The organism is Arthrobacter rhamnosi (assembly GCF_054510855.1).
Window position 1 is genome coordinate 1 of the sequence record NZ_JBTNDT010000010.1, and the last position, 23,248, is coordinate 23,248.

At 64.5% G+C, this 23,248-nt stretch carries 26 protein-coding genes and 1 pseudogene; 11 read left to right on the forward strand and 16 right to left on the reverse strand.

Annotation, left to right across the window (positions count from 1 at the left end; translation table 11 throughout):
* Nucleotides 1-237: 237 nt before the first annotated feature.
* Nucleotides 238-858: a recombinase family protein gene (locus tag ACX80I_RS15855; protein ID WP_459346073.1), complete on the reverse strand. Its 621-nt coding sequence runs from the start codon at nucleotides 856-858 to the stop codon at nucleotides 238-240.
* A gap of 563 nt (nucleotides 859-1,421) precedes the next feature.
* Here ACX80I_RS15855 and ACX80I_RS15860 point away from each other — a divergent pair.
* Nucleotides 1,422-2,192 carry a GAF and ANTAR domain-containing protein gene (locus tag ACX80I_RS15860; protein ID WP_459346074.1) on the forward strand — a complete coding sequence of 257 codons (771 nt, stop codon included), beginning with the start codon at nucleotides 1,422-1,424 and terminating at the stop codon, nucleotides 2,190-2,192.
* A gap of 238 nt (nucleotides 2,193-2,430) precedes the next feature.
* Here ACX80I_RS15860 and ACX80I_RS15865 read toward each other — a convergent pair.
* From ACX80I_RS15865 to ACX80I_RS15885, 5 genes and pseudogenes are all read right to left on the reverse strand, one after another.
* Nucleotides 2,431-2,664, reverse strand: a pseudogene (locus ACX80I_RS15865) (DUF2382 domain-containing protein); the annotation flags it as partial.
* A 439-nt stretch (nucleotides 2,665-3,103) separates the two neighbouring features.
* Nucleotides 3,104-3,352, reverse strand: a complete 249-nt coding sequence (locus ACX80I_RS15870; RefSeq protein WP_459346075.1) for a hypothetical protein — start codon at nucleotides 3,350-3,352, stop codon at nucleotides 3,104-3,106.
* A 5-nt stretch (nucleotides 3,353-3,357) separates the two neighbouring features.
* Complete coding sequence (locus ACX80I_RS15875) at nucleotides 3,358-4,029, reverse strand: GAF and ANTAR domain-containing protein (RefSeq protein WP_459346076.1); 672 nt, start codon at nucleotides 4,027-4,029, stop codon at nucleotides 3,358-3,360.
* A 110-nt stretch (nucleotides 4,030-4,139) separates the two neighbouring features.
* Nucleotides 4,140-4,628 (reverse strand): ANTAR domain-containing protein, encoded by a 489-nt coding sequence (locus tag ACX80I_RS15880; protein WP_459346077.1) that lies wholly within the window; start codon nucleotides 4,626-4,628, stop codon nucleotides 4,140-4,142.
* A gap of 506 nt (nucleotides 4,629-5,134) precedes the next feature.
* Nucleotides 5,135-5,725: a response regulator transcription factor gene (locus ACX80I_RS15885; RefSeq protein WP_459346078.1), complete on the reverse strand. Its 591-nt coding sequence runs from the start codon at nucleotides 5,723-5,725 to the stop codon at nucleotides 5,135-5,137.
* A 558-nt stretch (nucleotides 5,726-6,283) separates the two neighbouring features.
* Between ACX80I_RS15885 and ACX80I_RS15890 the strand changes: the two genes are divergently transcribed.
* The 5 genes from ACX80I_RS15890 to ACX80I_RS15910 all read left to right on the forward strand — a co-directional run bounded on the left by ACX80I_RS15890 (nucleotide 6,284) and on the right by ACX80I_RS15910 (nucleotide 9,735).
* Nucleotides 6,284-7,060, forward strand: coding sequence for a GAF and ANTAR domain-containing protein (locus tag ACX80I_RS15890; protein ID WP_459346079.1), 777 nt, complete (start codon nucleotides 6,284-6,286; stop codon nucleotides 7,058-7,060).
* A gap of 63 nt (nucleotides 7,061-7,123) precedes the next feature.
* Complete coding sequence (locus ACX80I_RS15895; RefSeq protein ID WP_459346080.1) at nucleotides 7,124-7,834, forward strand: ANTAR domain-containing protein; 711 nt, start codon at nucleotides 7,124-7,126, stop codon at nucleotides 7,832-7,834.
* A gap of 9 nt (nucleotides 7,835-7,843) precedes the next feature.
* Nucleotides 7,844-8,050: an Lrp/AsnC ligand binding domain-containing protein gene (locus ACX80I_RS15900; protein WP_459346081.1), complete on the forward strand. Its 207-nt coding sequence runs from the start codon at nucleotides 7,844-7,846 to the stop codon at nucleotides 8,048-8,050.
* Between the two features lie 186 nt (nucleotides 8,051-8,236).
* Nucleotides 8,237-8,857, forward strand: coding sequence for a dihydrofolate reductase family protein (locus ACX80I_RS15905; protein ID WP_459346082.1), 621 nt, complete (start codon nucleotides 8,237-8,239; stop codon nucleotides 8,855-8,857).
* A gap of 116 nt (nucleotides 8,858-8,973) precedes the next feature.
* The gene (locus ACX80I_RS15910; RefSeq protein ID WP_459346083.1) at nucleotides 8,974-9,735 is read left to right on the forward strand and encodes an EAL domain-containing protein; all 762 of its coding nucleotides are present in this window, start codon (nucleotides 8,974-8,976) and stop codon (nucleotides 9,733-9,735) included.
* On the opposite strand, the gene ACX80I_RS15915 is transcribed toward ACX80I_RS15910, so the two are convergent.
* Nucleotides 9,702-10,304: a TetR/AcrR family transcriptional regulator gene (locus ACX80I_RS15915; protein WP_459346084.1), complete on the reverse strand. Its 603-nt coding sequence runs from the start codon at nucleotides 10,302-10,304 to the stop codon at nucleotides 9,702-9,704. The two genes, ACX80I_RS15910 and ACX80I_RS15915, sit on opposite strands and share 34 nt — an antisense overlap.
* A gap of 220 nt (nucleotides 10,305-10,524) precedes the next feature.
* Between ACX80I_RS15915 and ACX80I_RS15920 the strand changes: the two genes are divergently transcribed.
* The 4 genes from ACX80I_RS15920 to ACX80I_RS15935 all read left to right on the forward strand — a co-directional run bounded on the left by ACX80I_RS15920 (nucleotide 10,525) and on the right by ACX80I_RS15935 (nucleotide 13,474).
* Nucleotides 10,525-10,923, forward strand: a complete 399-nt coding sequence (locus tag ACX80I_RS15920) for a DUF7793 family protein (protein WP_459346085.1) — start codon at nucleotides 10,525-10,527, stop codon at nucleotides 10,921-10,923.
* 138 nt (nucleotides 10,924-11,061) lie between these two features.
* The gene (locus ACX80I_RS15925) at nucleotides 11,062-11,934 is read left to right on the forward strand and encodes a GAF domain-containing protein (RefSeq protein WP_459346086.1); all 873 of its coding nucleotides are present in this window, start codon (nucleotides 11,062-11,064) and stop codon (nucleotides 11,932-11,934) included.
* 218 nt (nucleotides 11,935-12,152) lie between these two features.
* Nucleotides 12,153-12,878 carry a dienelactone hydrolase family protein gene (locus ACX80I_RS15930; protein WP_459346087.1) on the forward strand — a complete coding sequence of 242 codons (726 nt, stop codon included), beginning with the start codon at nucleotides 12,153-12,155 and terminating at the stop codon, nucleotides 12,876-12,878.
* A gap of 113 nt (nucleotides 12,879-12,991) precedes the next feature.
* Nucleotides 12,992-13,474 carry a peptidase gene (locus ACX80I_RS15935; RefSeq protein ID WP_459346088.1) on the forward strand — a complete coding sequence of 161 codons (483 nt, stop codon included), beginning with the start codon at nucleotides 12,992-12,994 and terminating at the stop codon, nucleotides 13,472-13,474.
* A gap of 45 nt (nucleotides 13,475-13,519) precedes the next feature.
* On the opposite strand, the gene ACX80I_RS15940 is transcribed toward ACX80I_RS15935, so the two are convergent.
* From ACX80I_RS15940 to ACX80I_RS15950, 3 genes are read right to left on the reverse strand one after another with little or no spacing between them, the layout of a single operon-like run.
* The gene (locus ACX80I_RS15940) at nucleotides 13,520-14,287 is read right to left on the reverse strand and encodes an Rv2133c family protein (protein WP_459346089.1); all 768 of its coding nucleotides are present in this window, start codon (nucleotides 14,285-14,287) and stop codon (nucleotides 13,520-13,522) included.
* Nucleotides 14,287-14,838, reverse strand: coding sequence for an Rv2134c family protein (locus ACX80I_RS15945; RefSeq protein WP_459346090.1), 552 nt, complete (start codon nucleotides 14,836-14,838; stop codon nucleotides 14,287-14,289). Before ACX80I_RS15945 ends, ACX80I_RS15940 begins: the two co-directional genes overlap by 1 nt.
* A gap of 9 nt (nucleotides 14,839-14,847) precedes the next feature.
* Complete coding sequence (locus ACX80I_RS15950; RefSeq protein WP_459346091.1) at nucleotides 14,848-15,555, reverse strand: histidine phosphatase family protein; 708 nt, start codon at nucleotides 15,553-15,555, stop codon at nucleotides 14,848-14,850.
* A 283-nt stretch (nucleotides 15,556-15,838) separates the two neighbouring features.
* On the opposite strand from ACX80I_RS15950, the gene ACX80I_RS15955 reads away from it, so the two are divergent.
* On the forward strand, nucleotides 15,839-16,912 hold the full coding sequence (locus tag ACX80I_RS15955) for a TerC family protein (RefSeq protein WP_459346092.1): 1,074 nt from the start codon (nucleotides 15,839-15,841) through the stop codon (nucleotides 16,910-16,912).
* 63 nt (nucleotides 16,913-16,975) lie between these two features.
* Here the strand turns inward: ACX80I_RS15955 and ACX80I_RS15960 are convergent, their stop codons facing one another.
* The 6 genes from ACX80I_RS15960 to ACX80I_RS15985 form a co-directional block, all read right to left on the reverse strand.
* On the reverse strand, nucleotides 16,976-17,950 hold the full coding sequence (locus ACX80I_RS15960; protein WP_459346093.1) for a class I mannose-6-phosphate isomerase: 975 nt from the start codon (nucleotides 17,948-17,950) through the stop codon (nucleotides 16,976-16,978).
* The gene (locus ACX80I_RS15965) at nucleotides 17,947-19,176 is read right to left on the reverse strand and encodes an ADP-dependent glucokinase/phosphofructokinase (RefSeq protein ID WP_459346094.1); all 1,230 of its coding nucleotides are present in this window, start codon (nucleotides 19,174-19,176) and stop codon (nucleotides 17,947-17,949) included. Before ACX80I_RS15965 ends, ACX80I_RS15960 begins: the two co-directional genes overlap by 4 nt.
* 6 nt (nucleotides 19,177-19,182) lie before the next feature.
* Nucleotides 19,183-20,046: a ketose-bisphosphate aldolase gene (locus ACX80I_RS15970; RefSeq protein ID WP_459346095.1), complete on the reverse strand. Its 864-nt coding sequence runs from the start codon at nucleotides 20,044-20,046 to the stop codon at nucleotides 19,183-19,185.
* 54 nt (nucleotides 20,047-20,100) lie between these two features.
* A complete protein-coding gene (locus ACX80I_RS15975) occupies nucleotides 20,101-20,946 on the reverse strand; it encodes a carbohydrate ABC transporter permease (RefSeq protein ID WP_459346096.1) in 846 nt (281 codons plus the stop codon).
* A gap of 1 nt (nucleotide 20,947) precedes the next feature.
* Nucleotides 20,948-21,871 (reverse strand): carbohydrate ABC transporter permease, encoded by a 924-nt coding sequence (locus ACX80I_RS15980; protein ID WP_459346097.1) that lies wholly within the window; start codon nucleotides 21,869-21,871, stop codon nucleotides 20,948-20,950.
* Between the two features lie 71 nt (nucleotides 21,872-21,942).
* The gene (locus tag ACX80I_RS15985; protein WP_459346098.1) at nucleotides 21,943-23,220 is read right to left on the reverse strand and encodes an ABC transporter substrate-binding protein; all 1,278 of its coding nucleotides are present in this window, start codon (nucleotides 23,218-23,220) and stop codon (nucleotides 21,943-21,945) included.
* Nucleotides 23,221-23,248: the final 28 nt, after the last annotated feature.

Sequence of the window (23,248 nt, forward strand, 5' to 3'; positions counted from 1 at the left end):
AGCAGCCCTTGCACCCTGGCTCCAGCACTACAACACTGAACGCATCCACACCGGCATCGGAACCACACCCATCACCCGAGTGTCACCAACCTGATGGCCCAGTACAGCTAGTCGGTGAGACTCGGGTCGAGTCGGTAGGGGAGCTGGAACGGTACCGACTGTGAATCGGGTGCATTCGAGCTGTTGCCGCTCTCGTCTGACGGGGTTATCCATAATGCCGAGGACCTGCGCTTGGATTTAAGAACTGGTCTGTCCTTGGTGCGTGATCACCCATTGCTGGGCCTCGAGGTGTGCGATGCGCCGGTACAGGGTCGCCCGTGACATGCCGAGGTCTCGGGCGACATGGGATGCGGGTTGGCCCTGCTCGATGAGCCGACGGGCGTTGGCGATCTGGCTGTCGGAGAAGAGTGGGCGTCGGCCGCCGAGGTCCAGGCCGGCGTCTCGGCGTTTGGTGTTGGAATCGTTGACGCGTTCTCGTTTGATCTCCAACTCCATTTGGGCGAGGGCTGCCATCACGGTGAAGACCATGGACCCCATAGGGGTGCCCGTGTCGACGTTCCCACCTCCTAGGTTCAACACCCGGAGGTTCACCTTCTGAGCCCTCAGTTCATCGGCGAGGGCGAGCATGTTCGACGTCGATCGACCGAGCCGATCCAGAGTCGTGACAATCAGCGTGTCACCCTCATGCACCGCCTTGAGCGCTTTGTCGAACTGCGGTCGACGGGCATGGGCGCCACTGACCCCGTGATCGACATAGAGGTCATCGCGGCGGACGCCGGCGGTCAGGAGGTCGGCGATTTGCCGATCCGTGTCCTGGGCTCGGGTTGAGACCCTCGCATACCCAATCAGCTTGCTCATTTCCGCTTCCGCCCCTCCGCCAACCCAAAAGTGTCTCGCATCCAACCATTCCGTCTCGGAAACTGACCACTGCTTGCAAGACAGGGTAGCAAGACATAGCAAGAGCAGTCGTGGTGGGGGAGTGGCAGTGTCTCGTCCTAGTGTGTTGCAACCCAACTGTTGCAAGACAGTTGCTTTTGGTGCGGCGGGCGTAGTGAATTATTGGAAAGCAATGCGTCAACCGGAAAGTGAAAGAGTTGCAGGGCGGCCTTAGCCGCCCTGCAACTCCCGTCGAGACCCATCGGGCCGGCTGCTTGACACAGTGAGCCTCTTCCCACAGTCGACAGCAGGTAGCGCCCATATGCAACGGCACCTGATGGGTGGGCGTTACCTGGGGTGATGTGCTTCTGCGGTGGTCAGATAGTGCAGGGTGTGGCCAACAGGGGTGCGCAACCGGTCGTGCCTCGCAGCTCGGCCTCTGCCCTCGGACGAGGTGTCTGGCACACTGTCGGGATGAGAGAGACGATGCCTTCAGCGCAGGAAGTAGCAGCCGGCGACGACGCAACGGTTCGGAAGGGTGCCCGATGAGCGAGGATCCTGGCGTGGACCGGGGTATGCCGTCCTCCCATCACGGCGGGTCTGATCGGGAGCGTAACCTTGCGACGGAACTGGCGGACCTCGCCCGGTCGCTGCAGCAGGAACGTGATGGGGATGCGATCCTCACCGGGTTCGTCCGCGCAGCCCTGGAGCTGGTGCCGGGCGCCGATGAGGGGTCTGTCAGTGTGGTTCGGGGCCGGGAGAACGTCGGTTCCCGTGCACCGTCCAGTGATCTCCCGAAGCGGATCGATGCACTGCAGATGGAGACCGGTGAGGGCCCGTGCCTGGAGGCGGCGTACGAACACCGAACGGTACGTGTCCCGGACATGGGAGCCGAGGAACGCTGGCCCCTGTTCGCCCGGCGTGCCAGCGAGGCGGGTGCTCGAGGGATGCTGTCCATCCAGATCTGGGTGACCGGTGATGATCTCGGTGCCTTGAATCTGTACTCGTACGAAGCGAATGCGTTCACCGATGAGTCCGAGAACATCGGCCTGCTGATCGCGTCCCATGCCGCCGTCGCGTTCGCAGAGGCCGAGGAATCTCGGCAGCTGAGGGAAGCTATCGACTCCAGGGACCTCATCGGTCAGGCCAAGGGCATCCTCATGGAACGTCACAAAATCAAAGGACCACAGGCCTTCATCGCACTGTCCGAGGCCAGCCAGCGGACCAACACGAAGCTTCGGACGGTCGTCGATCACCTCATCCATAGTGGGGAGCTCCTCGGAGGCGATGAGGGTGTCGCAAACCTGAAGCGCTAACGCATCGAGCTGCAGCCGCGCGTCCTTTCCCTGTCGTCGGACAGCAGGATTTCGTGCATTCACCGGCGCCCACCTTCTCTCGCCTATACATTCTCGACACTCGCTCAGACCTGTCACTAAGTGCACGCCCGGCTGCCTGCCGGGAACGCGCCGAGGGGCGCTGCATGTGCAGCGCCCCTCAGCGTTCCTGGTTCTGTTGGTTGACTTACTACCGGCGGGTTGAGTGCCGGGGGTCTACCTAGCGGCGGCCGCTGGTGTCAGTGGTATCCGTGCTGTCGGTGGTGGTGCCGTCGGCGTCGAGGAGCTCGATACGCTCCTTGCGTACCTGCTCCGAAACGGTTTCCTGCTCGGTGACGGTTTCCTTGTCGAGGCGGACGCGTTCAACAGGCACTATTTCCTTCTCCACGACGGGACGTTCGGCGTGCAAAATCACTTCGTGCTCCTCCTCGCTGATCGCCGGACCATCGTAGGCCTCGTCGAGCAACTCCTTGGAGGGGACCACAGCGTCCAAGATCCGGCGGGCTAGGTGTACTGGCCCGGGAAGCTAGCCGCCTCGTTCAAACAAAACCTTCGCGCTCAATCCTTTCGGCTTAATTTCAGAATCGGTCCCTTGGGCTCTACTTCACGACGGCGGGGAGAGGGGCGAGGCAGGGATCAATCCACTTTTCACCGAGGGCTCCACCCCTGCCCGCGAGGCTAGGAACACCAGCCGACTGCTTGACTACCGCTCAAGCCCTGCTCTCCAGCAGACCACCATCAGTAGAAGCAGGCCACTAGTGATGGGCCGTTAATCCTGATTGACCGGCCCTGACTTATGGCTGTACGGCAGGGCCGTACGGCAGGGCTGTACGGCAGGGCAACTGCCAGCGCGGCTATTGCATTTCCTGCGGTTGATAATTCAGGCGCCCGAATCAGAGTTCTTCGCTGTAGGGAGCGGTAGGTGGCGGCGTTTGGGCGATGAGTTCGTTGACGGCGTGGGAGACAAGGTCCCGGTCGAGTTGCTGGAGGGGAGCGACACCGTGGAGGTAGGCATCAAGGTCGAACTCGTCGGCGTCGCCGCTGAGCGCGAAATAGTGGATCCAGAGTTCCTGGACGGTGAGGCCGGCTGCCTGCATGGCGTGCAGGGTGTGCTGGCGTTGCTCCTCGGGAGGAAGTGTCACGCTCATCATGAGCTGCTGTTGTCAGTGTTGCTGTTGTCACTGCTCTCACTGATGATTCGGGCCTGGTGGTTCATGGTGGTGCCCGTGCTGGTCGCCAAATCGATGATCTGCTGCATGGCTTTCTCCTTGTTGATGCTGTGACGTTCCATGAGGATGCCACGAGCAATACTGACGCTGTCACGGCTGGCTAGGGACATTCTCATGTCATTGCTGATGCGCTGCGGGAGGTCGCTGGCCTGGATGTGGCCGAGCAGTGCCGCAGCGGATCGGGCGAGGTTCAGCAGAAGCTTGTGGTCCTGGTCGGAAAACGCGTCGGGGCTGTCCGAATAGACTTTCATCGCTCCCAGCGCAACCGGTTTTTTGAGCAGGGGAACGCTCAAGCAGGATCGGATGCCGTTCTTTGCTGCTGCGGTCATCCACTTCTCCCACCGGTCATCGATGTGGGTGTCAGCGATGTAGACGGGGGTCCCGGACGCCCACGCGGTCAAGCATGGTCCTTGGCTGAACGTGTACTGCAGGTGATCAGCTTCGAGCACACCGTTACTGGTCGCTCCGACGCTCAAGCGCTGGCCGTTTTCATCAATGAGGCTTGCGCCCGCCCCGTATGCGGCGGCGATGACGTCTGCCGCGACCTCCGCGAGCCCACCGACTGCGCCGTGGGCGGTCTGCTCGGTCAAGAGGTGACCCTTGGTGCGCCCGAGGATCGTGGACAGTTCGAACGGAGGTGGCGGTGTCGTGACCATGACGTATACCGATCTCTACTGAGAGGTACGAGCCCTCTGCCTGGTTAGTTCGTGAAATGGGTGGTTGGCGGGTCCGGGTTGTAGGCATGAACGATCCGTTCGGCGATGGTGTGCAGTCGCGTGTTCTGCGTGTTGGAGGCACGTTTGAGAATCGAGATGGCCTGCTCGTGGGTGCACCTGTTCTGGGCCATGATCATCCCGAGCGCGAGGTCGATCACCGTTCGGGACTCCAGGGCTGCCCGCAGGTTAGCTTCCCGTTGCGTGGTCGAACCCCACCGGAGGACGAGCTGCAGCGACCGTGCAGCCACACCGGCGAAAGCCTCAGCTACTTGGCGACACCCTGCCGGGAAGGCGTTACTATCGGCCGCGTAGAAGGAGAAGACCGCAACGCCCTCGTCCTCGAGATCAAGAACCACCGTCATGACCGAGGCAATGTGCAGGGCCCTCGCCGCTGCCCGGAACGAGTTCCACCCATCCAGCCCGCCTTCAGCACCAACATCCCTGTCGGCAGAGCCCACATCGACAGAGCCCACATCTACAGAGTTCACGTCCACAGGGCCCATATGGATGGGGCGCCTAGTGACACGGCCGTCATTGGCTGGGCTCACGGTGACGGGGCTCAGGGTGTCGGAGCACGAGTTGACTGTGCTGTGGTGGGTTACCCCGCGGACATCCGCTGAGCCCTGCCGGTCCTTAGGGTCATGGACACCGATCCCAGCCCTGCTTTCCGTGGAAGTGCATTGATCCACCAGTCTCCCGGCATGCTGGCGGGCTAGAACCAACACGTCCGGTGTGCTCGCTGCAACGAGATCGCTTCCCCTTACTGGCCGGACATACAGCATGCACCCCACGAGCCCGCCTAGACCTGGGCTCACGGTTGTGTTTGTGCCTGTATCGGACCTGGTGTGCTGGGACAGATGATCATGGGCAAGGAGTGCCAGCGCTTCACCGAAATCAGTGAGGTCATGGTGTTGCAGGACAAGGCGGTGCAATGCACTTGCAGGGTCGTGGAAAGTTTGATTGCCGGCAGGACGCGTGCTCATCGCCCGAACCGAGCTGTCTCTGAAGTCCGCCCTAAGGTCCGCCCTGACGTTCGAAGGGGAGCGTCAAGGGGCGTATGCGCGAACGCTTGCTTGGTCACGGGTGGTGCTGCTTGGTCAGGGCCGAGCCCTGAGGTGTTGTGCGGGTCTTCGTTCGCACTGTGTTGCGCAAGAGGTGAAGGAGGGTCCTGTGAAGCAGGACAGGCAGGTGATGTCGGCTGATCAGGAGGATCAGCGACCAGGTGGGGGTGGGCGAGTTCCCCGTAATGCACACCCGCGGCGGACCTACGGTAACGACCAATCGCGTCATCGGTCAGATCTTCCAGGCGACGAAGGCCGAGGGTTTCGAGGACGCGGTCGGCATGCCCCTCAATAGTGCGCAGCGGAACGTGCAACGCTTCGGCGATGTCCTGACATGTCAGCCCGTGAGCAATCATCGCCGCGATCGACTCCTGGCGGTCCGTCAGTATGCGCGGGATATCCACCGGCTCCGCGTCAGTGCCCGACTGTGGGTTGGGGCGCCCCGAATGCTCGGCAGTTCTCCGGCGGGAATCAACCAGCGGGAGTACGGGATTCAGTGCAGGTAACACGGTGAGACTCCTTGGCGGCAGAGGAAAGACATACCACCAGGGTCCGGGGTGCTATGTACAACACTGCGCTAAACCATTCCTCCCGTCAATCAAGTCGAATTTCGACGCCATCACCCGTCCCGCATTGCTTCACCACCACAGGAGCTACCGCTTGGAGCGAACTAGCTCATCTCTACGGTGGCTTTGCCCCGCCGTGCTGCCCCATGGTGCTTTGTGTGTTGCTACTGGGGAGGTCGTCGACGTGGTGCGGTCGGGCACGTGATCTCGATGACGGGGAATGGGTGATCATCAGGAGCGTCTTCGTGGAGGAGCGCGGGCTATGGTTGTATCAGTACTTTGTGGCATTCAGGAATCACCGGCGGGTTGTTGAAGGGCTTTCAGAACGATCAGTGCCTGCGGCCGTAGGGCCAAAACCAGCGATCCGAGACCGACCATGAACACCAAATCCACTGTCGCCCATCCCCGCCTTCAGGGCAGATCGGAACCTGAAGCCGCATATTTGCCGGCCGGCAGTGATCCTCCAGCCCTTCCGTCCACCTCCTCGTGCAGGTGTGCACGATGAACGTCGGTGACGCTGTCGATGACCTGTGCGGAATGTTCTTGAGAGAGCTGCCCATGACAGGAGCTGCGGTCTCGATTTTCGTGGGAACCGGCAATGAGACCCGGATCACGGCGACCGACGACTGTGCCCTTGCCTTGGATGAAGCTCAGTTCTCCGTAGGAGAAGGTCCGCGGTGGGACGCCGCCCGAACCCGTGTCCCGATCACCGTCCCTGACACTCGCACCGCTTACCTGACCTGGCCCGCACTGGGTACTGCGCTTGCTGACGCGGGAGCGGCTGCCGTGTTCGTCCTGCCATTGAGGGTCGGGGCCATTGATATCGGTGTCGTTGAGCTCTACCGCACCGATCCTGGCCCACTCAGTGATCCCGTCTTCGCGCACGCGCAACTCCTGGCCGGGAGAACAGCGTGGATACTGCTGCGCTCGATCCTCAGCGACACCGATTACCCATTGACCGAAGCGGCGCACGGATCTGAATCACTGACCCGGCGGGAGATCCACCAGGCGACCGGGATGATCCTCGTGCAAGCGGACGTTCCCGCAGCTGACGCGCTCATGCTGCTGCGCGCACACGCCTTCTCCCACAACCAAACCCTCGAAGAAGCAGCACAGGCAGTGATCAGCCGTACCGTCACGTTCATGGAGAGGCGCGATGCCGACAGCGATACCAGGCGTGATTCCTCAACCGGTACAGGTGCTAAGGCAGAACATGTACCGGAGTCGGAGTCGGAGTCTGATGCGGTGTCGGATCAGGTCGGTGGTGAGGAACACTAGTGGAAGTACTTCTTGATCCCCGCCACCAGGGCGCCGATACGAAGCGGTGCGGAGGGCAGAACAATGGTGACCCGAACACGACCCGAGAAAGTCAGCACCGCGTTCGTCAGACTCGCTGACACGCTCGTCGCCGACTACGACGTCCTGGATCTCCTCCACACCCTCGCCGAGGAATGCGTTGACCTCCTGCAAGTCGATCAGGTCGGTCTTCTTCTGGCCAGCCCGCAGGGGGACCTGCAAGTCGTTGCATCCACCAGTGAGGAAGCAGAACTCGTCGAAATGCTGCAATTGCAGGCCGGCGAAGGACCATGCATTGAGTGCTATCACTCCGGTGCCGTCGTCAGCATCGCCGACGTCACGCCACTGGATAAATGGCCCGTCTTCCGCCAAGCCTGCCTCCGGCAGGGTTTCGCGTCCGTCCACGTCGTCCCCTTACGCATCCATGACCGAATTATCGGTGCCATGGGACTCTTCGGCACCACCGCAGGAGAGCTCGAGCAGGAAGATGCCGTCATCGCCCAAGCCCTGGCCTCCGTTGCAACGATCAGCCTCCTGCAAGAACGCACGATCCGGGAGTCCCAAATCGTCAATGACCAGCTACAGCGAGCGCTGAACAGCCGGGTCATGATCGAGCAAGCAAAAGGCGTCATCGCCCAAACCTCAACCCTCACCATGGCGGAAGCTTTCGACCGTCTGCGTACCCATGCCCGATCAACCCGCCAAACCCTCAACGACACCGCACAGCAGGTCATCAATCGGACGCTCGTCCTGTAAAACACGGGCATGAATCACCGCACGGTCGCCGGCTCGCTGCCCGAGTTCATCGAAGCCCACCACGTCACAGGCGCCGACTGCTTCATCATCAAGGTTCTCGCCCGCTCCATGCGTGACCTCGAGCGGATCACCGGAAAACTTGCCACCCTGGGCGGCATCACCACCAGCGTCGTCTACTCGAGCCCCGTTCCCGCCCGGCACATCGTCCCGGCCTGACGAAGAACCTCTCCAGAGTGTCCTGGCGTCAGTCGTGTCGCGATGCTGGGGAGGCGTCCGGCGTCTCGGGGACTCGTGGTCCTTCCGGGGCGGCTCGGCTCTTCGGCGGTGTCTCGTCCGGATGCTCTTGAATGCCCGGTCTGCGGGGCATACCCTGCTGACGTCGATCAGATCGAGGTGGCGGCGATGGATGAGCAATCTGCAGGGACGTCATCAGCAGACCTGATGGTCGACCTGATCATCTCCCTGGACGGGTATGCCTCGGCCGAGGGGTGGCCCGGCTGGTGGGGGCTGGAGGGGCCGGAGTACCTGGCGTGGCTCGAACAGGAGGGGGAAGCGGGCTACACCTTCCTCATGGGGGCGAGGACGTATCGGCTGATGTCCGGCATGTCGGCGGCGGCGGCCGAAGGGTCGGGATTCTCCGAGGATGAAGGGGCCAGCCTGACAGGCCTCGCTGCCGTGCCCAAGGTCATCTTCTCTTCCACCCTTCAGGCGCCCCTGGCCTGGCCGAATTCGGAACTGGTCGCAGGAGACGCCGTGGAAGCCGTGACGGAGATGAAACGGACCGCGACCGGGCCCCTGAGCACGCTGGGCAGCCTCAGCCTGTGCCGATCATTGCTGACGGCGGGCCTCGTAGATCGCTTCCGGCTGGTTGTCTTCCCTGTGATCACGGGACGCACCGGGAAGGAGCGGATCTATGACGGCTACCCGGACGTCTCGCTCGAGATGGTGGACAGTAGGACTTTCGACGGCCGGCTCCAGTTGCTCGAGTACATCCCCACCGTGCTCCAACAGCCTCCGGGGTGATACTCGGAGCCGGAACTGCCTGGCGTGAAGGGGAGCACTTCTCTTCGCCCGGATCCATCAAGGCGGTGCGCCGCATGTGTGACTTAGGGTGGACGTAACCAGTGAGGGGGCTCCACATGGCATGCAACGGCTGCACGACTTCTTCGGAACTCGACTTCGATTTCAGCATGGCCTTCCAGCCGATCTATGACGCGGTGGACGATCGCGTGTGGGGGTATGAAGCGCTGGTAAGAGGCATGTCGGGCGAGGGCGCCCACGAGGTACTGTCCAAAATCTCGCCGCAGCAGAAGTACCGCTTCGACCAGGACTGTCGCGTCAAGGCGATCGAGTTGGCCGCGCACCTGTTTCCTGCGGGCGAGCATTTGAGATTGTCGATAAATTTCATGCCGAACGCGGTCTACGAACCGGCTGCCTGCCTTCGCGCGACGTTGCTCGCGGCCCGACGGTGCGACTTCCCGACGTCGTCGATCATGTTCGAGTTCACGGAGAATGAGGAGGTCACCGACACCGCCCACTTGACGAACATCATCACGGAGTACCGCAAGCACGGGTTCACCACCGCCATCGATGATTTCGGTGCCGGTCATGCGGGACTGGGGCTTCTGGTCGACTTCCAGCCCGATCTGATCAAGATCGACATGAAACTCGTCCGGGGAGTCGACACCAGCCCGGCTCGCCGGGCCGTCGTCGCCGGCATCGTGGGCATCGCCGAGGAACTCGGCATCACGGTGCTTGCAGAAGGCATCGAGACCGAGCCGGAGTTCCTGGTCCTAAAGGCGGCAGGAATCCGCCTGTTCCAGGGGTACTGGTTCGCGAAGCCGGCCTTCGAGGAACTTCCGCCGGTTCAGCTGACCGATCGGGCATCGGCAGGTGTGTGAAGGCCGATGAGGTGCTCGCCCAGCTTCTTGATTCTTGAACTGCTGCCCGGGTCGATGCCGACACCGGAGACGATGGCGCCCTGCATGAGGATCAGCCAACAGTAGGAGAAGTCCTCCGGGTTGGTCAGTCCCAGTGCCGTGGCGGCTTTCTCGACGCTCGAGCGGATGTCGTCCAGGTAGAGGAGAGCGGCAGCTCCGATGGCATGGCGCGGTCCGGTCTCGAGCAGGGCGCGGATGTAGGGGCAGCCTGCGAAGTCCGGCGCGTGGAACCATTCATCGAAGATGTCGAAGATCGCCAGCAACTGTCCCCGGGGAGTATCGGCCCGGCGCTCGCATTCAGCGGAGAGATAGCCGACAGTGAAGAGCTGCTGGCGGCGTTCGAAGAACGCCAGAACCAGATCGTCCTTCGACGGGAAGTGGTGATAGAAAGTCGCTTTGGCGACGCCGGCCGTGGCGATGATCTCGTTCACGCCGACGGCCCGGACGCCCTGCTGCAGGAAGAGGTCGTAGGACGTCGCGAGGATCCGCTCCCGTGCATCCGTGGGTGGCCGTACCGCTCCTGTAACCATGGCTTCCTCCGCTGCTGTCCTCTTCCCAATCCTAGGGGTAGACAGACTGGTCTGTCCTGCCGGTATGCTGGAACATCCCGCTGTTCCCCCAGCAGTCGGGGTTGGAGAGGCGTAATACCCGATCCCCGGTGCCGGTGGTTCAGAAATGTGCCGTCGGCACCGGCACCCCTCGAACGGGACACCTGAGTTGAATTCCGGACTGGTAAGTGAGGCACGGTTCATGGCTGCATCACGGATTGCCACTGCGAAGTTTCAGTTCGAGCGCACCGAGGAGAGCGTGCTGACGCTGCGATGGACGGAATGTGCTCGCGTAACCGTCGAGGACGTCTGGGCGCTGGTGGACTCCATGCAACTACTGGGCGCTCGTGATTGCTCTTTGCTGCTGGTCGATCTCAACAGCATGGTCACCCTGACCCGGCAGGCTCTTACCCTGCTCGCCGGGCTGAGGGACGTACCGGTCGTCGCAGCAGTTGGTCGTTCCCCAGTCGAGAGGGTGCTGATCACGCACTTCCAGGCAGTCCATTGCCCCTCATATCCCATCGAGTACTTCGAGGACCGAGCTGAGGCGCTCGCATGGTTGCACCGACAATCTACAACGCACCTGGCACTTCAAGCATGAAGACGCTACTGCCGGATGCGTCACGGATGAAAAGCCCTCCGGTCCGATACCCGGCAGCAACGGACACCATGCCGGCAACTCTCCGGCACCCGGGGAAATACCCAGGACAACACGGAAGAAGTCGGCGGAGGACGAGACGTGCTAGATGAACACGTGCAGCAGTGGACCGCGATCCAGACGATACGGGCGGCCCGTTTGAACCTCGAAGATGTCTTCATGACGTTCTTCGCTCTTGCTGGGAATGCTGACGAATTGGAGGTCGAGGGGTATCTTTCCGGCATCATGATGCTCCCGGCGCCGCAGCGCGACCTGATGGCGCAGGCCATCAATGAACTGCTCGACGGCACCGGATCCACTGCCGACGGTGCACATTACAGCGACCAGTACGCGGCGTCCCTTTCCGGGTACGGCGATTACCTTCGCCCCCTGAATCTCTCCCCGGACCATTACGACTTCAGCGCCCCACCCGCTGGGGACCATAGCACCGGCTCCGGAGCCGCTGCTTTTTGTGCCGCCCATGCCACGGATCCATCAGGGTGCGATCCTCTTCTGGATGATGTCGAGTTCTGGCGCCTGCACGCGTTGTACGAGTCGCGGTTGCTCGAGTCCGGGACGGAAGAGCGCTTCGACCGGATCACCCGGCACGCCCGGGAGCATTTCGGGGTCAGCTCGGCGTCGATCACATTGATCACGGAGGATCTGCAGGTCATCAAATCCGTCGTCGGACCCCTGGGCCAGGACCTTCCCCGGAGCCTCTCCCTGTGCGCGAGGACCATCGAGCAGGACCGTACCCTCGTCATCGCTGATGCCGGCACCGACCCTGAGTGGCGGGATCATCCCCTCGTCTCCGGTGGGCCCAGAGTCCGCTTCTACGCCGGGCACCCTGTCTGCACCGCGGAGGGCTGGCGCATCGGCACCCTCTGCCTCATGGATGATCGACCGCGGACCTTCACCGAGCATGACGCGCAGGCACTCCGGCGTTTGGCCTCGCTGGTGCAGATGCAGATGTAGGTTCACCGCGAGTCGGCACGACCAGCCACCGGATTGGACGTCCGAGATCTACCCGGGCCCAGCGCCGGGATTACTGCTACTCTCTCCGCAGGCTGTGCGAGAGAACGAGGAGGTGGTACCCGTGAACGATGGACCATGGGTGCTCCTCTCCGGGGTCACGGTCGGGCGGTAGGACGTCCGGGAGCGCCGTTCAGGAAGCACTCCCGAAAGGCACGACCATGCACTTCACTTCGAAGAACAGCCTCGACGACGGCGTCCTCGAACGCGAGTTCACCCTCGGCGAGATCACCGGCATCCTGTGGACGACGCCCGCATCCCCACCGGCCCCACTGATCCTGATTGGCCACCCGGGCGGACTCCGCAGGATGTACCCCCGGCTGGTGGCGCGAGCCCAGCGCTCCACGGCGGACGGCTTTGCCGCTGCCACCATCGAACTCCCCTGGAGCGGTGACCGGACTCCATCGGCTGACGCCGAGCAGGCTCGTGCCGATCTGCGCCGGGCATTGGCAGCAGGCGAACCGGTCGACGACATCGTCGACCGTCTGGTTCTCCCGCTGGTCGACGAAGCGGTCCCGGAATGGCAGACGACCCTGGACGCACTCCTTTCCCTGCCCGAGATCAGCGACCCGGTCGGGTACTCGGGCGGGGTGATTGCCGTCGGTATACGGCTGGCGCTGGTGGAGCCGCGGATCGCGGCCGCCGGTCTCTTCGCCGGAAGCTTTGTTCCCCGTGCCATGTTCGACGAGGCCCGTCGGATCACCATCCCGCTGCACGTCCTGCTGCAGTGGGATGACGAAGGAAACGATCGGCAGCACGCTCTGGATCTGTTCGACGCCTTCGGTTCCCAGGAGAAGACACTGCAGGCCAATCTGGGCGGGCACACCGGCGTCCCCCAGTTCGCGGGGGATGACGCGGCCAGGTTCTTCGCCCGGCATCTGGGATGATGCCGCGCCCTCTGACCAGCATGAGCGGACGGGGCTGTCCCCGATCCAGCCGCAAGGGGTGCCTAGACTGAGGCGACGAGGCAGCCAACGAGAACGGGTGGGAATGAATCACTGTGGACAGCATCTCTGCCGGGGAAGACATGCTGGCACGGATTCCCGGTCACGGAAGCTTCTTCGTGACGAGCGAGGCGGCTGCGATGGTCAGCATATTCGGCGGCCTGTTGCACTGTTACCAGGGAAACGGTGGCTGCCGGAAACAGGGCCTGTACTTCTCGCGCACGGAACCCAAGAAGGCCCTGCGCTGCATTCTCAGTGGCCCGGGCGAGGGAGGATCGCGTCGGGAGCGGCGGCCCCGCGGGCAGGATGATCTCGTGGGGGATGAAGGGATCGTCATCAGCGTCAGCCACGAATTGGCTGCGAAACTCGACGGGGCCACGCTGGACTTCGGCAGCTACAACAAGATGGAGCGCTTTGTCTGGTCGGCCCTGCCGACGGTCAAGGGACCCGCCTGCACCTGCCTCCGGTCCATCGGCCCCCCAGCGGGGAAACGATCGCCCTGCCTCGATGACCAGGGCCTCGGGCTGCGCGATCTCTGAACGCATGACATGCCGCTCCGGTCCAGTGCGTGGCGTTGCGCGTCCCTAGAACAGCGGCCAGGGCACCGCCGACATCTCACCGCTCGGAGCGGGAAACCGGCCGGCCGAGCGCAACCGGGCGCAGCGTGCGGCGAGCGCAGCGATCTCGTCCGCGGTGAGCAGGTCCGCCAGGGTTCGTCCCAGCTCACCGTTCAATTCGTCGCTGACACGATCGACGCCGTCGAGTTCCTCGGCGGTCAGCGGATCTCCCAGCCACCCCCACAGCACCGTACGCAGCTTGTGGTCACTGTGGAACGTGAGCCCATGGTCCACGCCGTGCCGGTGTCCGTCACCCATGGCAAGGATGTGGTCGCCCTTGCGGTCGGCGTTGTTGACGACGACGTCGAACACGGCCATGCGCCTCAGTGCGGGGGAGTCCTCGTGAATGAGGGCGATCATCCGTCCCGTGTCGTCCCGGCCCTCGAGGACCTGTTTCCAGCCGGTCTCCGGCACGTCATCGGTCGCGACCAGATCCACCGCGGTCTGGTCGGGGTCCGTCTCCTGCCAGAGCTGCACCATTCCCTCGCCGAACGGACCATCGCGCAACCAGGTCTGCGGCACGATGTTCCAGCCGAAGACCTCCGAGACGAGGTAGGCGGCCACTTCCCGTTCGGCGAGAGTGCCATCGGGGAAGTCCCACAGCGGTTTCTCGCCTGCTATCGGCTTGTAGACGACGGCCGCGCCGCCGATGCTGCCCAGGAACGTGGCGTTCGATGCCGTCGTGATGCGGCCGGTGAGCGTCAGCTCGGCGGTGACCAGGTCGGGCGCCGGCATCAGACCTCGGGAAGGGTGCAGATGTGCCCGTCGGCGTCGATGGGGTAGCCGCAGAGCGGGCAGATCGGACGCCCGGCGCCCACGACCTCGCGGGCGCGCTTGGCGAAGGCGCGGGCGGTGCCGACCGGCATGCGCACCCGCAGCATTTCGGCCGCGTCGGCGTCGTCGTGCAGCAATTCGTCGTCGTCTTCCTCATCGACCTCGGTGATCGGGTAGGCCTCGATGACGATCTGCGCCGTCGTCGGGTCCCACCCCAGGCTCATGACGCCGGTCCGGAACTGCTCCTGGACGGCCTCGAGCTGGTCGTTGTCGACGAGTTCGATGGGGGTGGTCCTGGGAACGCTGAAGGGGTTGCCGTCGAGGGTGATGAGCTGGTCCAGGATCTCGTCGATCTTCTCGGCGAGCTGGGCCGACTGCTGCTTCTCCATCGCGATACTCACGATCTGTTTCCCTGTGCGTACCTGCAGGTAGAACGTGCGCGCGCCCGGAACGCCGATGGTGCCGACGACGACCCGGTCAGGCCAGGCGAACTCGTGAACAGTTGTAGGCATGGGACTACTTTAGGCTCCCGAGGTCCCGCGCGCCTCGTGTCCTGCGCCACCGCCCACCGGGGCATCGTTCGAGGCGGCGCTGTTCGACAACCACGAGAGATCCCCCGCGTCGGTGTTGGTCGCGTAGACACTCGGCCGGCTCGTGCCGTAGCGCACGATCGATACGGAGGCCGGGCCCACGGTGATGCGCTGGAACAGGTCGAGGTGCATGCCGAGTGCGTCGGCGAGGATGGACTTGATGATGTCGCCGTGACTCACCGCCACCCACACAGCCCCTGGCCCGTGCTCGGCTTCGAAGGCAGCATCGTGGCGCCGGATCGCTGCCACCGACCGGGCCTGCATCCCGGCCATGGATTCACCACCGGGAAAAATGACGGCGGACGGTTGCGACTGCACCACCGGCCACAGATCCTCCGTTGCGAGCTCACTGAGCATGCGGCCCTGCCACTGGCCGTAATCGCACTCGGTGAGATCGGGATCGAGCGGCGCATACGGGGTACCGGACTGGCGGTCGAGGATGAACCGGGCGGTCTGCCGACAGCGCTCGAGGGGGCTCGACACCACGCCGACGACGGGCACCGCCGCGAGCCGGTCACCGGTCGCGGCAGCCTGGTCGCGCCCGATCTCGTCCAGGCCCACGCCGTCGGCCCGTCCGGCCAGCAGTCCGGAGGCATTCGCTGTGGTGCGGCCGTGCCGCACGAGGATTACTGTCGCCATCCGCCCAGCCTAGTCATCCGCCCGACGGCGCATCCACCTCGGAGGATGCGCCGTCGGTCAGCTCACGCCATGACAGCGCCGGCCACGTCGGGTCGAGCAGCATCACGGGAATCGATCCGGGCGCCCGTGCGTTAGGCTCTATGTATCAAGGGGAGTACTCCCGTCTGTGATCGGCCCGTCAATACGGATGCACTGAAGCATTCCGGGCCATCGGTTCCGGTTCCGACCGGGCGGAGGAGACCTTGGCGTATCTGTCCGACGCCTACCCTTGGGAGCACCCCTCATGCAGGTCACACCTCTGATCTGGTTGATCACCATCGCCGTGACGATCCTCTTCTTCGTCTACGAGTTCTTCGCGCACGTGCGCACACCCCACGAACCGACCATTGCCGAATCGGCCCGCTGGTCCGCCTTCTACATCGGCCTCGCCCTGCTGTTCGGCGTCGGCATCGGAGTGATGTCGGGCTGGACGTTCAGCGGCGAGTACTTCGCCGGCTACCTCACCGAGAAGGCCCTGTCGATCGACAACCTCTTCGTGTTCCTCATCGTGATGACGGGCTTCGCCGTCCCCAAGAAGTACCAGCAGAAGGTGCTGATGATCGGCATCATCATCGCCCTGATCCTCCGCGGCGGATTCATCGCCATCGGAGCCGGCCTGATCGAGAACTTCTCCTGGGTCTTCTACATCTTCGGCGCCCTGCTGCTCGTCCTGGCCTACAAGCAGGCATTCGGCAGCCACGACGCCAACCCCGCTGACGGCCGATTCATGCAGCTCGTCCGCCGCGTCCTTCCCGTCACGGACGAGTACCACCGGGACAGGCTCACGGTGACCAAGGGCGGCAAGCGCTTCGTCACGCCGATGCTGCTCACCATCATCGCGATCGGCTTCGTGGACCTCATCTTCGCCGTCGACTCCATCCCCGCGATCTACGGCCTGACCAGTGAGGCGTACATCGTCTTCACGGCCAACGCGTTCGCGCTGATGGGCCTGCGCCAGCTGTTCTTCCTCATCGGCGGACTGCTCGAGCGCCTGGTGTACCTGGCCCAGGGGCTCGCCGTCATCCTCGCGTTCATCGGCGTGAAGCTCGTCTTCCACGCCCTGCACGTCAACGAGCTGTCCTTCATCAACGGCGGCGAGCCCCTGCTCTGGGTGCCCGAGATCCCCATCTGGTTCTCGCTGCTCTTCATCGCCGCGACGGTCGCCGTCGCCACCGTCGCAAGCCTGCTCAAGACCAGGGGCGACGACGACGACCGCGACCAGGTGCACGGCAGGCCGGTCGAGGTGGGCTCCAAGGACCGGACCGAGGATCCCCGGCTCGACGAGACCACTAGCTCGACGGCAGGGACCGCCGAGTAGCTGCCGCACCGACAACGGCTCCCGGTCACCGGCTCCTGGTGGCCGGAGCCGGTCCGTTCCGGCTCAGGCGGCGGGAGGCCGTGCCACCAGGACTTCACCGCCGCCGTCGAGGACGATCGCACCGACGCCCGCGGGGATCAGCCAGGTACTGCCGCGGGGAGCGGACTGGCCGGCGAGGTGGATCGAGCCCTCGCTGACAACCAGTACCGCGAAGCCGGGCTCGAGGGACACGTGCCCCTCGACGGGTACGCGCTCGAGGCGGAAGAATGCGTCGGCGTCGGGCGGAAACACCGATCCGGTGGGCGGCGCCGTCCGCACGAGGTCCGGAAGCGCTTCGCGGGATACCGCCGTCCGCTGGACCGCTGTCAGGGCCACGTCGAAGCCGAGGCCCAGATGGCCGTCAGCAATGCCGTCGAGCGCGAAGTCCCGCCACTCGAGCAGGATCGAGAGGTCCTCGGGCTGCTGCAGTTCCAGCAGCAGCACGCCGGCGCCGATCGCGTGCAGCATGCCCGGCGGCACCCACACCACGTCGCCCGGTGAGACATCGACCTCGTGCAGCAGTCCGAGCAGCTCGTCGACGTCCTGCGCCTCGACGAGGGATGCCAGCTCGGCGTCACTCACGTCCCGTGTGAGGCCGAGGTGGACGGTGCCGCCCTGCAGGATGTACCAGGCCTCGGCCTTGCCGTGGCTGTGCCCGAGATGCCGGGCGGCGAAGGTGTCGTCGGGGTGGGCATGCACGGGAAGGCGCTGGCCGGCGTCGAGCAGTTTCACCAGCAGCCGGACGTCGCTGCCCCAGCGGGCCACATGCTCCGCGCCGAGCCAGTAACCGGGGTCCCGGGCCACGGCGTCGCGCAGGAGTGCGCCGTCCGCCAGCCGGGTGAGGCCGAGCTGCTCCTCATCGAAGATCGTGGTCGTCGAGCCGATCCAGTCCTCCGGCTCGAATTCGGCCGCGGCCGGCTCGTTGCGGAAGGCGGAGATGCGCGCCCCGCCACGGTAGAAGCGCTCCGGCGGCCGGTTCGAGGGCAGCCGTTCGATCATGGCTGCGGCTGCCGAATCGGCGCGTAGACAGCCAGGAAGCCGCCCACGAAGCTGTCGCCGAGCCCGATGGTGGTCGGCGACGCCGTCTCGATGCGAAAGGCCGGAACGCCCACCGCTCCCGGGATCAGCCGCTCGACGCCGTTGACCACGGCCTCGCCGCCCGTGTTGCGCGGCAGGTCCCGGGTGGCCTCGAAGTCCGCCGCCGTGAAGCCGTCACCGAGCCGGAAGCGGGTCGCTGCCATCTGCACGGCACTCTTCAGTGCCTCCCGGTGCCGCTCCGCCCCGGTCCCGAGCATGACGGCCCAGTGCTGCGTGTGCACGAGGAGCGCCGGCACCGGGATGAGCCGGTGGACCTCCCGGAGCGCGGCGGCGACGTCGGCGGGATCCAGCAGATCGACGGGCCGCGCCACGTACTCCTGCAGCTCGTCCTCATTCATGCCGTACACGTGGATGCGCGGCAGCAGGTGCGCCCAGATCCGCTCAGCGAACCTCCGCACGTAAAAGCCCGCATCCTCGTAGTACACGAGCGCGGCGGACGGGAGGTGGTCCATCGCCGCTTCGAGCTCGGTGAGGCGCCGCTCCAGGAGGCCCTCGTCCTGCATGGTGTTGAAGCCCGAGATCAGCAGTGCCGCGGCGTCGTCGAGCGCGTCACCCAGTTCCGGCGCGATCGCCATGCTGCGGTTCGGCGGATCGTTCGCGAAGATCAGTCGGTTCGACGACGGCGACACGATCTCGCCGTCGTCGAGCCGGATGGTCGTCCCGGCCGGGTACTGCACGATCAGGTGCGGATCGAGGGTGTCCTCGGTCGCAGAACTGACGTAGGACATCGATGCCGGCAGAAGCCGGCGCACGTTGTCGTCGATGCTCACGAGGTGCTGGACGCTCGGGATGCCGAGCCGGTCCAGGGCGATCCCCGCCCGCACGCCGGTCCCACCGAGGGTGATCCGAGTGGTGAAGCGGTCCGCGAACTGCTTGACCACCTCCGAGGACTCGACAAAGCGCTCGCCGCCGGCGCCGTCCCTGACGAAGTCGAGGATGGTCACCACCAGCGAGCGCTCGTCGACGATCGGTGTCCTGGTGGTGAGTTCCGCCCGCCGGATGCCGAACCGCAAGGCCAGCGATTCGACGACCGACGCGTCCCAGTGCACCTCGTAGTCGACGGTCCCGCCGAGCCCGAGCACGAGCGTGGTTCCCATGGCACCGATTCCCTTTCCCTCAGCCGTCACGTGTTCTCAGTACAGTTTGGCCTTCCCGTCCGCGCCGAACAGCTCGATCTTCTCCGCAGCAGTGACCTTCAGGGCGGCGATGGCCCCGGGCTGGATGGCGTTCGGCTCGCGCAGGCGTTCGTCGGTCCCGAGGATCTTCCGCATGGCGTTGTGGTAGGAGACCTTGATGTCACTCGAGATGTTGATCTTGTTGATGCCCAGGCTCACCGCGCGTGCCAGCTCGCTGTCGGGGTTCGCCGAGCCGCCGTGCAGCACGAGGGGGATGCGGACGGCGGCCTTGATCTCCTCGAGGAGGTCGTGGCGCAGCTCCGGGTTCTTCTCCGCCGGGTACAGGCCGTGCGAGGTGCCGATGGCGATCGCCAGGCTGTCCACGCCGGTCTCCTTGACGAAGCGGACGGCGTCGTCGGTGTTGGTGTAGATGATCTCCGCGGCACCGGACTCCCCGTAGCTGTCATTGGCGCCGATGGTGCCGAGCTCACCCTCCACCTGGATGCCGACGGCGTGTGCCGCCTCGACGACCTTGCGGGTCAGCGCGACGTTCTCGTCGAAGGGCAGCAGGGACGCGTCGATCATGACCGACGTGAAGCCGGCCTGGATGGCGGTGATCATCTGCTCGAACGTCCCACCGTGGTCCCAGTGGATGGCGACGGGGACGCTCGAGCGGTGGGCGCGGCTGCGCATCGCGGCGACCAGGTCGGTGGTGATGTGGGAGACCTCGTCCGGGTGGATGGCGATGATGACCGGAGCCTCCTTCTCCTCGCTGATGTCCATGACGCCGTTGAACATCGCCCAGTCGCTGATGTTGAAGGCGGGAATGGCGAAGTTGTGTTCGTTGGCGACGTCGAGGATGGACTTACCGGTGTACAGCACTGTGATTCTCCTTGATAGATGACGTACGAGAGGTGGATCGAGGGGGAGCGAGGGTCAGTTCTTGACGGAGCCGGCGGTGAGGCCGCTGATGAAGAAGCGCTGGAGGACCAGAAAGAGGATCAGCACGGGGATGGACCCGAGGATGCTCATCGCCATGATCTGGTTCCACTCGTACGAGTGCTGCCCCATGAGGAGCTGGATGCCGATCGGCACCGTGCGCATCTCGGTGGTCCTCGTCAGGGTCAAAGCGAAGAGGTACTCGTTCCAGGCGATCATGAAGGTGTAGATGCCCACGGACACGATGCCGGGGACCGAGATGGGCACGAGCACACGCCACAGCGCGGTGAGCGACCCGGCGCCGTCCACCCGCACGGCCTCGTCCAGTTCGCGGGGCAGGGTGTTCATGTAGCCGGTCATCATGATGATCGCGTAGGGCAGCGTGAAGACCATGTACGTGAGGATGAGCCCCGGGTAGGTGTTGTAGAGGCCGAGGCCTACCACCAGACCGAAGTACGGTATGAGCAGGGTGATGGGCGGGACAGCCTGGACGCTGATGATGACGACGTTCAGGACCCGCTTGCCGCGGAACTGGAACCGGCTGAACGCGTAGGCGGCGTGGATCGCGACCAGCAACGTCAGGATGGTGACCGCGCCTGCCACGAGGTAGCTGTTGAAGAAGAACCGCAGCGTCTCGGAGTTCGTCAGGATCGCGGCATAGGCGTCGAACGAGAACGAGTTCGTGATGAGCCTGGGCGGCAGTTCGAAGATCTCGGTGTTGGACTTGAACGAGCTGGACAGCATCCAGAGAACGGGTCCTGCGGCGAACACGGCCCCCAGGACCAGGCCCGCCAGGACGCCGGACTTCGCCAGGAGGGTGCGGCGTTGCGTGGTCATCGCCATGTCAATCCCTTGCTTTCTGGTGGCGGACGTAGAGGACAGCCAGCACCAGCGACATCAGCAGGATCAGTACCGCGGCGGTCGCGGCAAGGGAGAAGTCGTAGTTGGCGAAGGCGAGCTTGTAGGTGTAGGTGCTGAGCATCTCGGTGACGTCGATCGGCCCGCCGCCCGTGGTCAGCCAGATCAGCGCGAACTGCTGGGAGGTCCAGATGAGGTCGAGCAGCAGGAGGCTGATGATGATGGGTCGGAGTTGGGGGATGGTCACGTTCCAGAAGCGCTGCACCTGGCTGGCGCCGTCGATGCTCGCAGCCTCGTGGAGGTCCTGCGGGATACCCTGGAGGCCCGCCAGGAGGCTGACCATGAAGAACGGGTAGCCGGCCCAGATGTTGATGAAGGTCACCGTGCCGAGCGCGAGCTGCGGATCGGCGAGCCACTCCACGTCCGTGCTCAGCAGGAAGTTCACGATCCCGTTGGGTGAGAGGAGCATGCGCCACAGCACGGCGATGACGGCCGCGGTGAACAGCCATGGCAGGACGTACAGGGCGCGGAACACGGCCCGGGACGTCACGCTGATCAGCGGGCTGTTCAGCAGCATCGCGAAGGTGAGGCCGAGGACCAGGTGGACGGCGACGCTGACGGTGGAGAAGAAGAACGTGTTGCCGGTCGCCTTCCAGAACGCCGGATCCGTCAGCACGGTGACGTAGTTGGCCGTCCCGGTGAACTCGGAGGACTTCTTCAGGATCACGTTGTCCTGGAAGGAGTAGCCGATCACCATCACGATCGGCACGATCATGAGGACGAACAACAGGATCAGGGTGGGGGCGAGGAATCCGTAGGACTCGCCGGCGCGGCGCAGCTGGCGGCGCTTCCGGGGCGGTGCCCCCTGGAGGGTCTCGGGGTCGGGCGGGGTGAACGTGCGGAGGCTCATGGGGGTGACCTTTGTGGGGGATCGGGCACCGCGGGGGGACAGCGGTGCCCGATCCGGTGCGGGGGGAGGACCTAGAACTCGCCTTCCCACTCCGTCTGCGCCTTCTGGAGCGCTTCGGAGAGGGACTGCTGGCCGTCGAAGGCGGACTGCAGCTGGGCACCGAGCTGGCGCATCAGTTCCTCTGCGACGGGAAGGCCGACGAACTCGTTGGCCGGGTAGCCCGCCTGGTAGATGTCGAAGGCCTCCTTGAACAGGTCGTCGTCCTCGACGAAGGCGGGGACGGACTCGGTGTTACCGGGGAAGGCGTTGGCCATGGTCGAGAGCTCGGAGTTCGTCTCCTCACTCATCAGGAAGGAGACCAGCTTGGCGGCGGCGTCCTTGTTCTCGGAGTTCTCGGCGACGCCGATTCCCCAGGAGGCGTAGGGGATGCCGCGCTCGCCGGTGTAGCCATCCTCAGCGGGGACCGCGGAGATGGAGAACTTGAGGTCCGGGTTGGTCTCGCGGATCAGGTTGATGTGCGCGAGGGAGTCGATCATCATGCCGACGCGGCCGTTGGTGAACTCCTCCACCTTGTCCTGTTCCTTCATGGTGAAGCTGCCCGGGGCGATCACACCGTCATCCCACATGCCGCCGATGAACTCGACGGCGGAGGTGACGTCCTCGTTCGTGAGGTCCGGCTTGCCGTCCTTGAGCATGGTGCCGCCCGAGGCCCAGGCCCAGGACATGACATCGTTCTGCACACCGTTCGGCGCCTCGAGGGAGAGGGGGAGGACCCAGCCGGAGGCGTCGCCGTCGAGGTCGGAGACCTTCTTGGCGGCATCGGCGAACTCGCTGCGGGTCTCCGGGGGAGCGGTCACGCCGGCCTGCGACAGCAGGTCGTCATTCGTGAACATGGGATAGACGAAGTTCACGACCGGGACCATGTAGGTCTTGTCCTCGACCTTGACCTGGCTGACGAGCTGGCTGTCGTCGAAGCCGGCGCCCTCCAGCAGCGGACCGAGGTCGGCGATGACGCCCTGCTCGGCGAAGTCGCTCACCCAGGCGCCGTCGAGGCCAACGACGTCCGGCATGGTGCCCGACGCCGCACCGGCGAACAGCTGCTCCTTGGTGGAGGCGTAGGGCCCGCTGACGAGGTCCACGGTGATCCCGGGGTTCTCCTCTTCGAATGTATCGATCAGTGCGCGGAACTCGCCGTCGGGAAGTTCGGGCTCCCACCACTGTGCGAACTCGATGGTGACATCACCGCCGGCCTCCTCCGTACCAGACCCGCCCGAACCGCAGCCGGTGAGAGCGACGATCGAGACTGCGGTGGTTGCGATGCCGGTGAGCAGGGTTGCGCGGGAACGCATGCGCCGATGGGACATCAGGTCTCCTCGT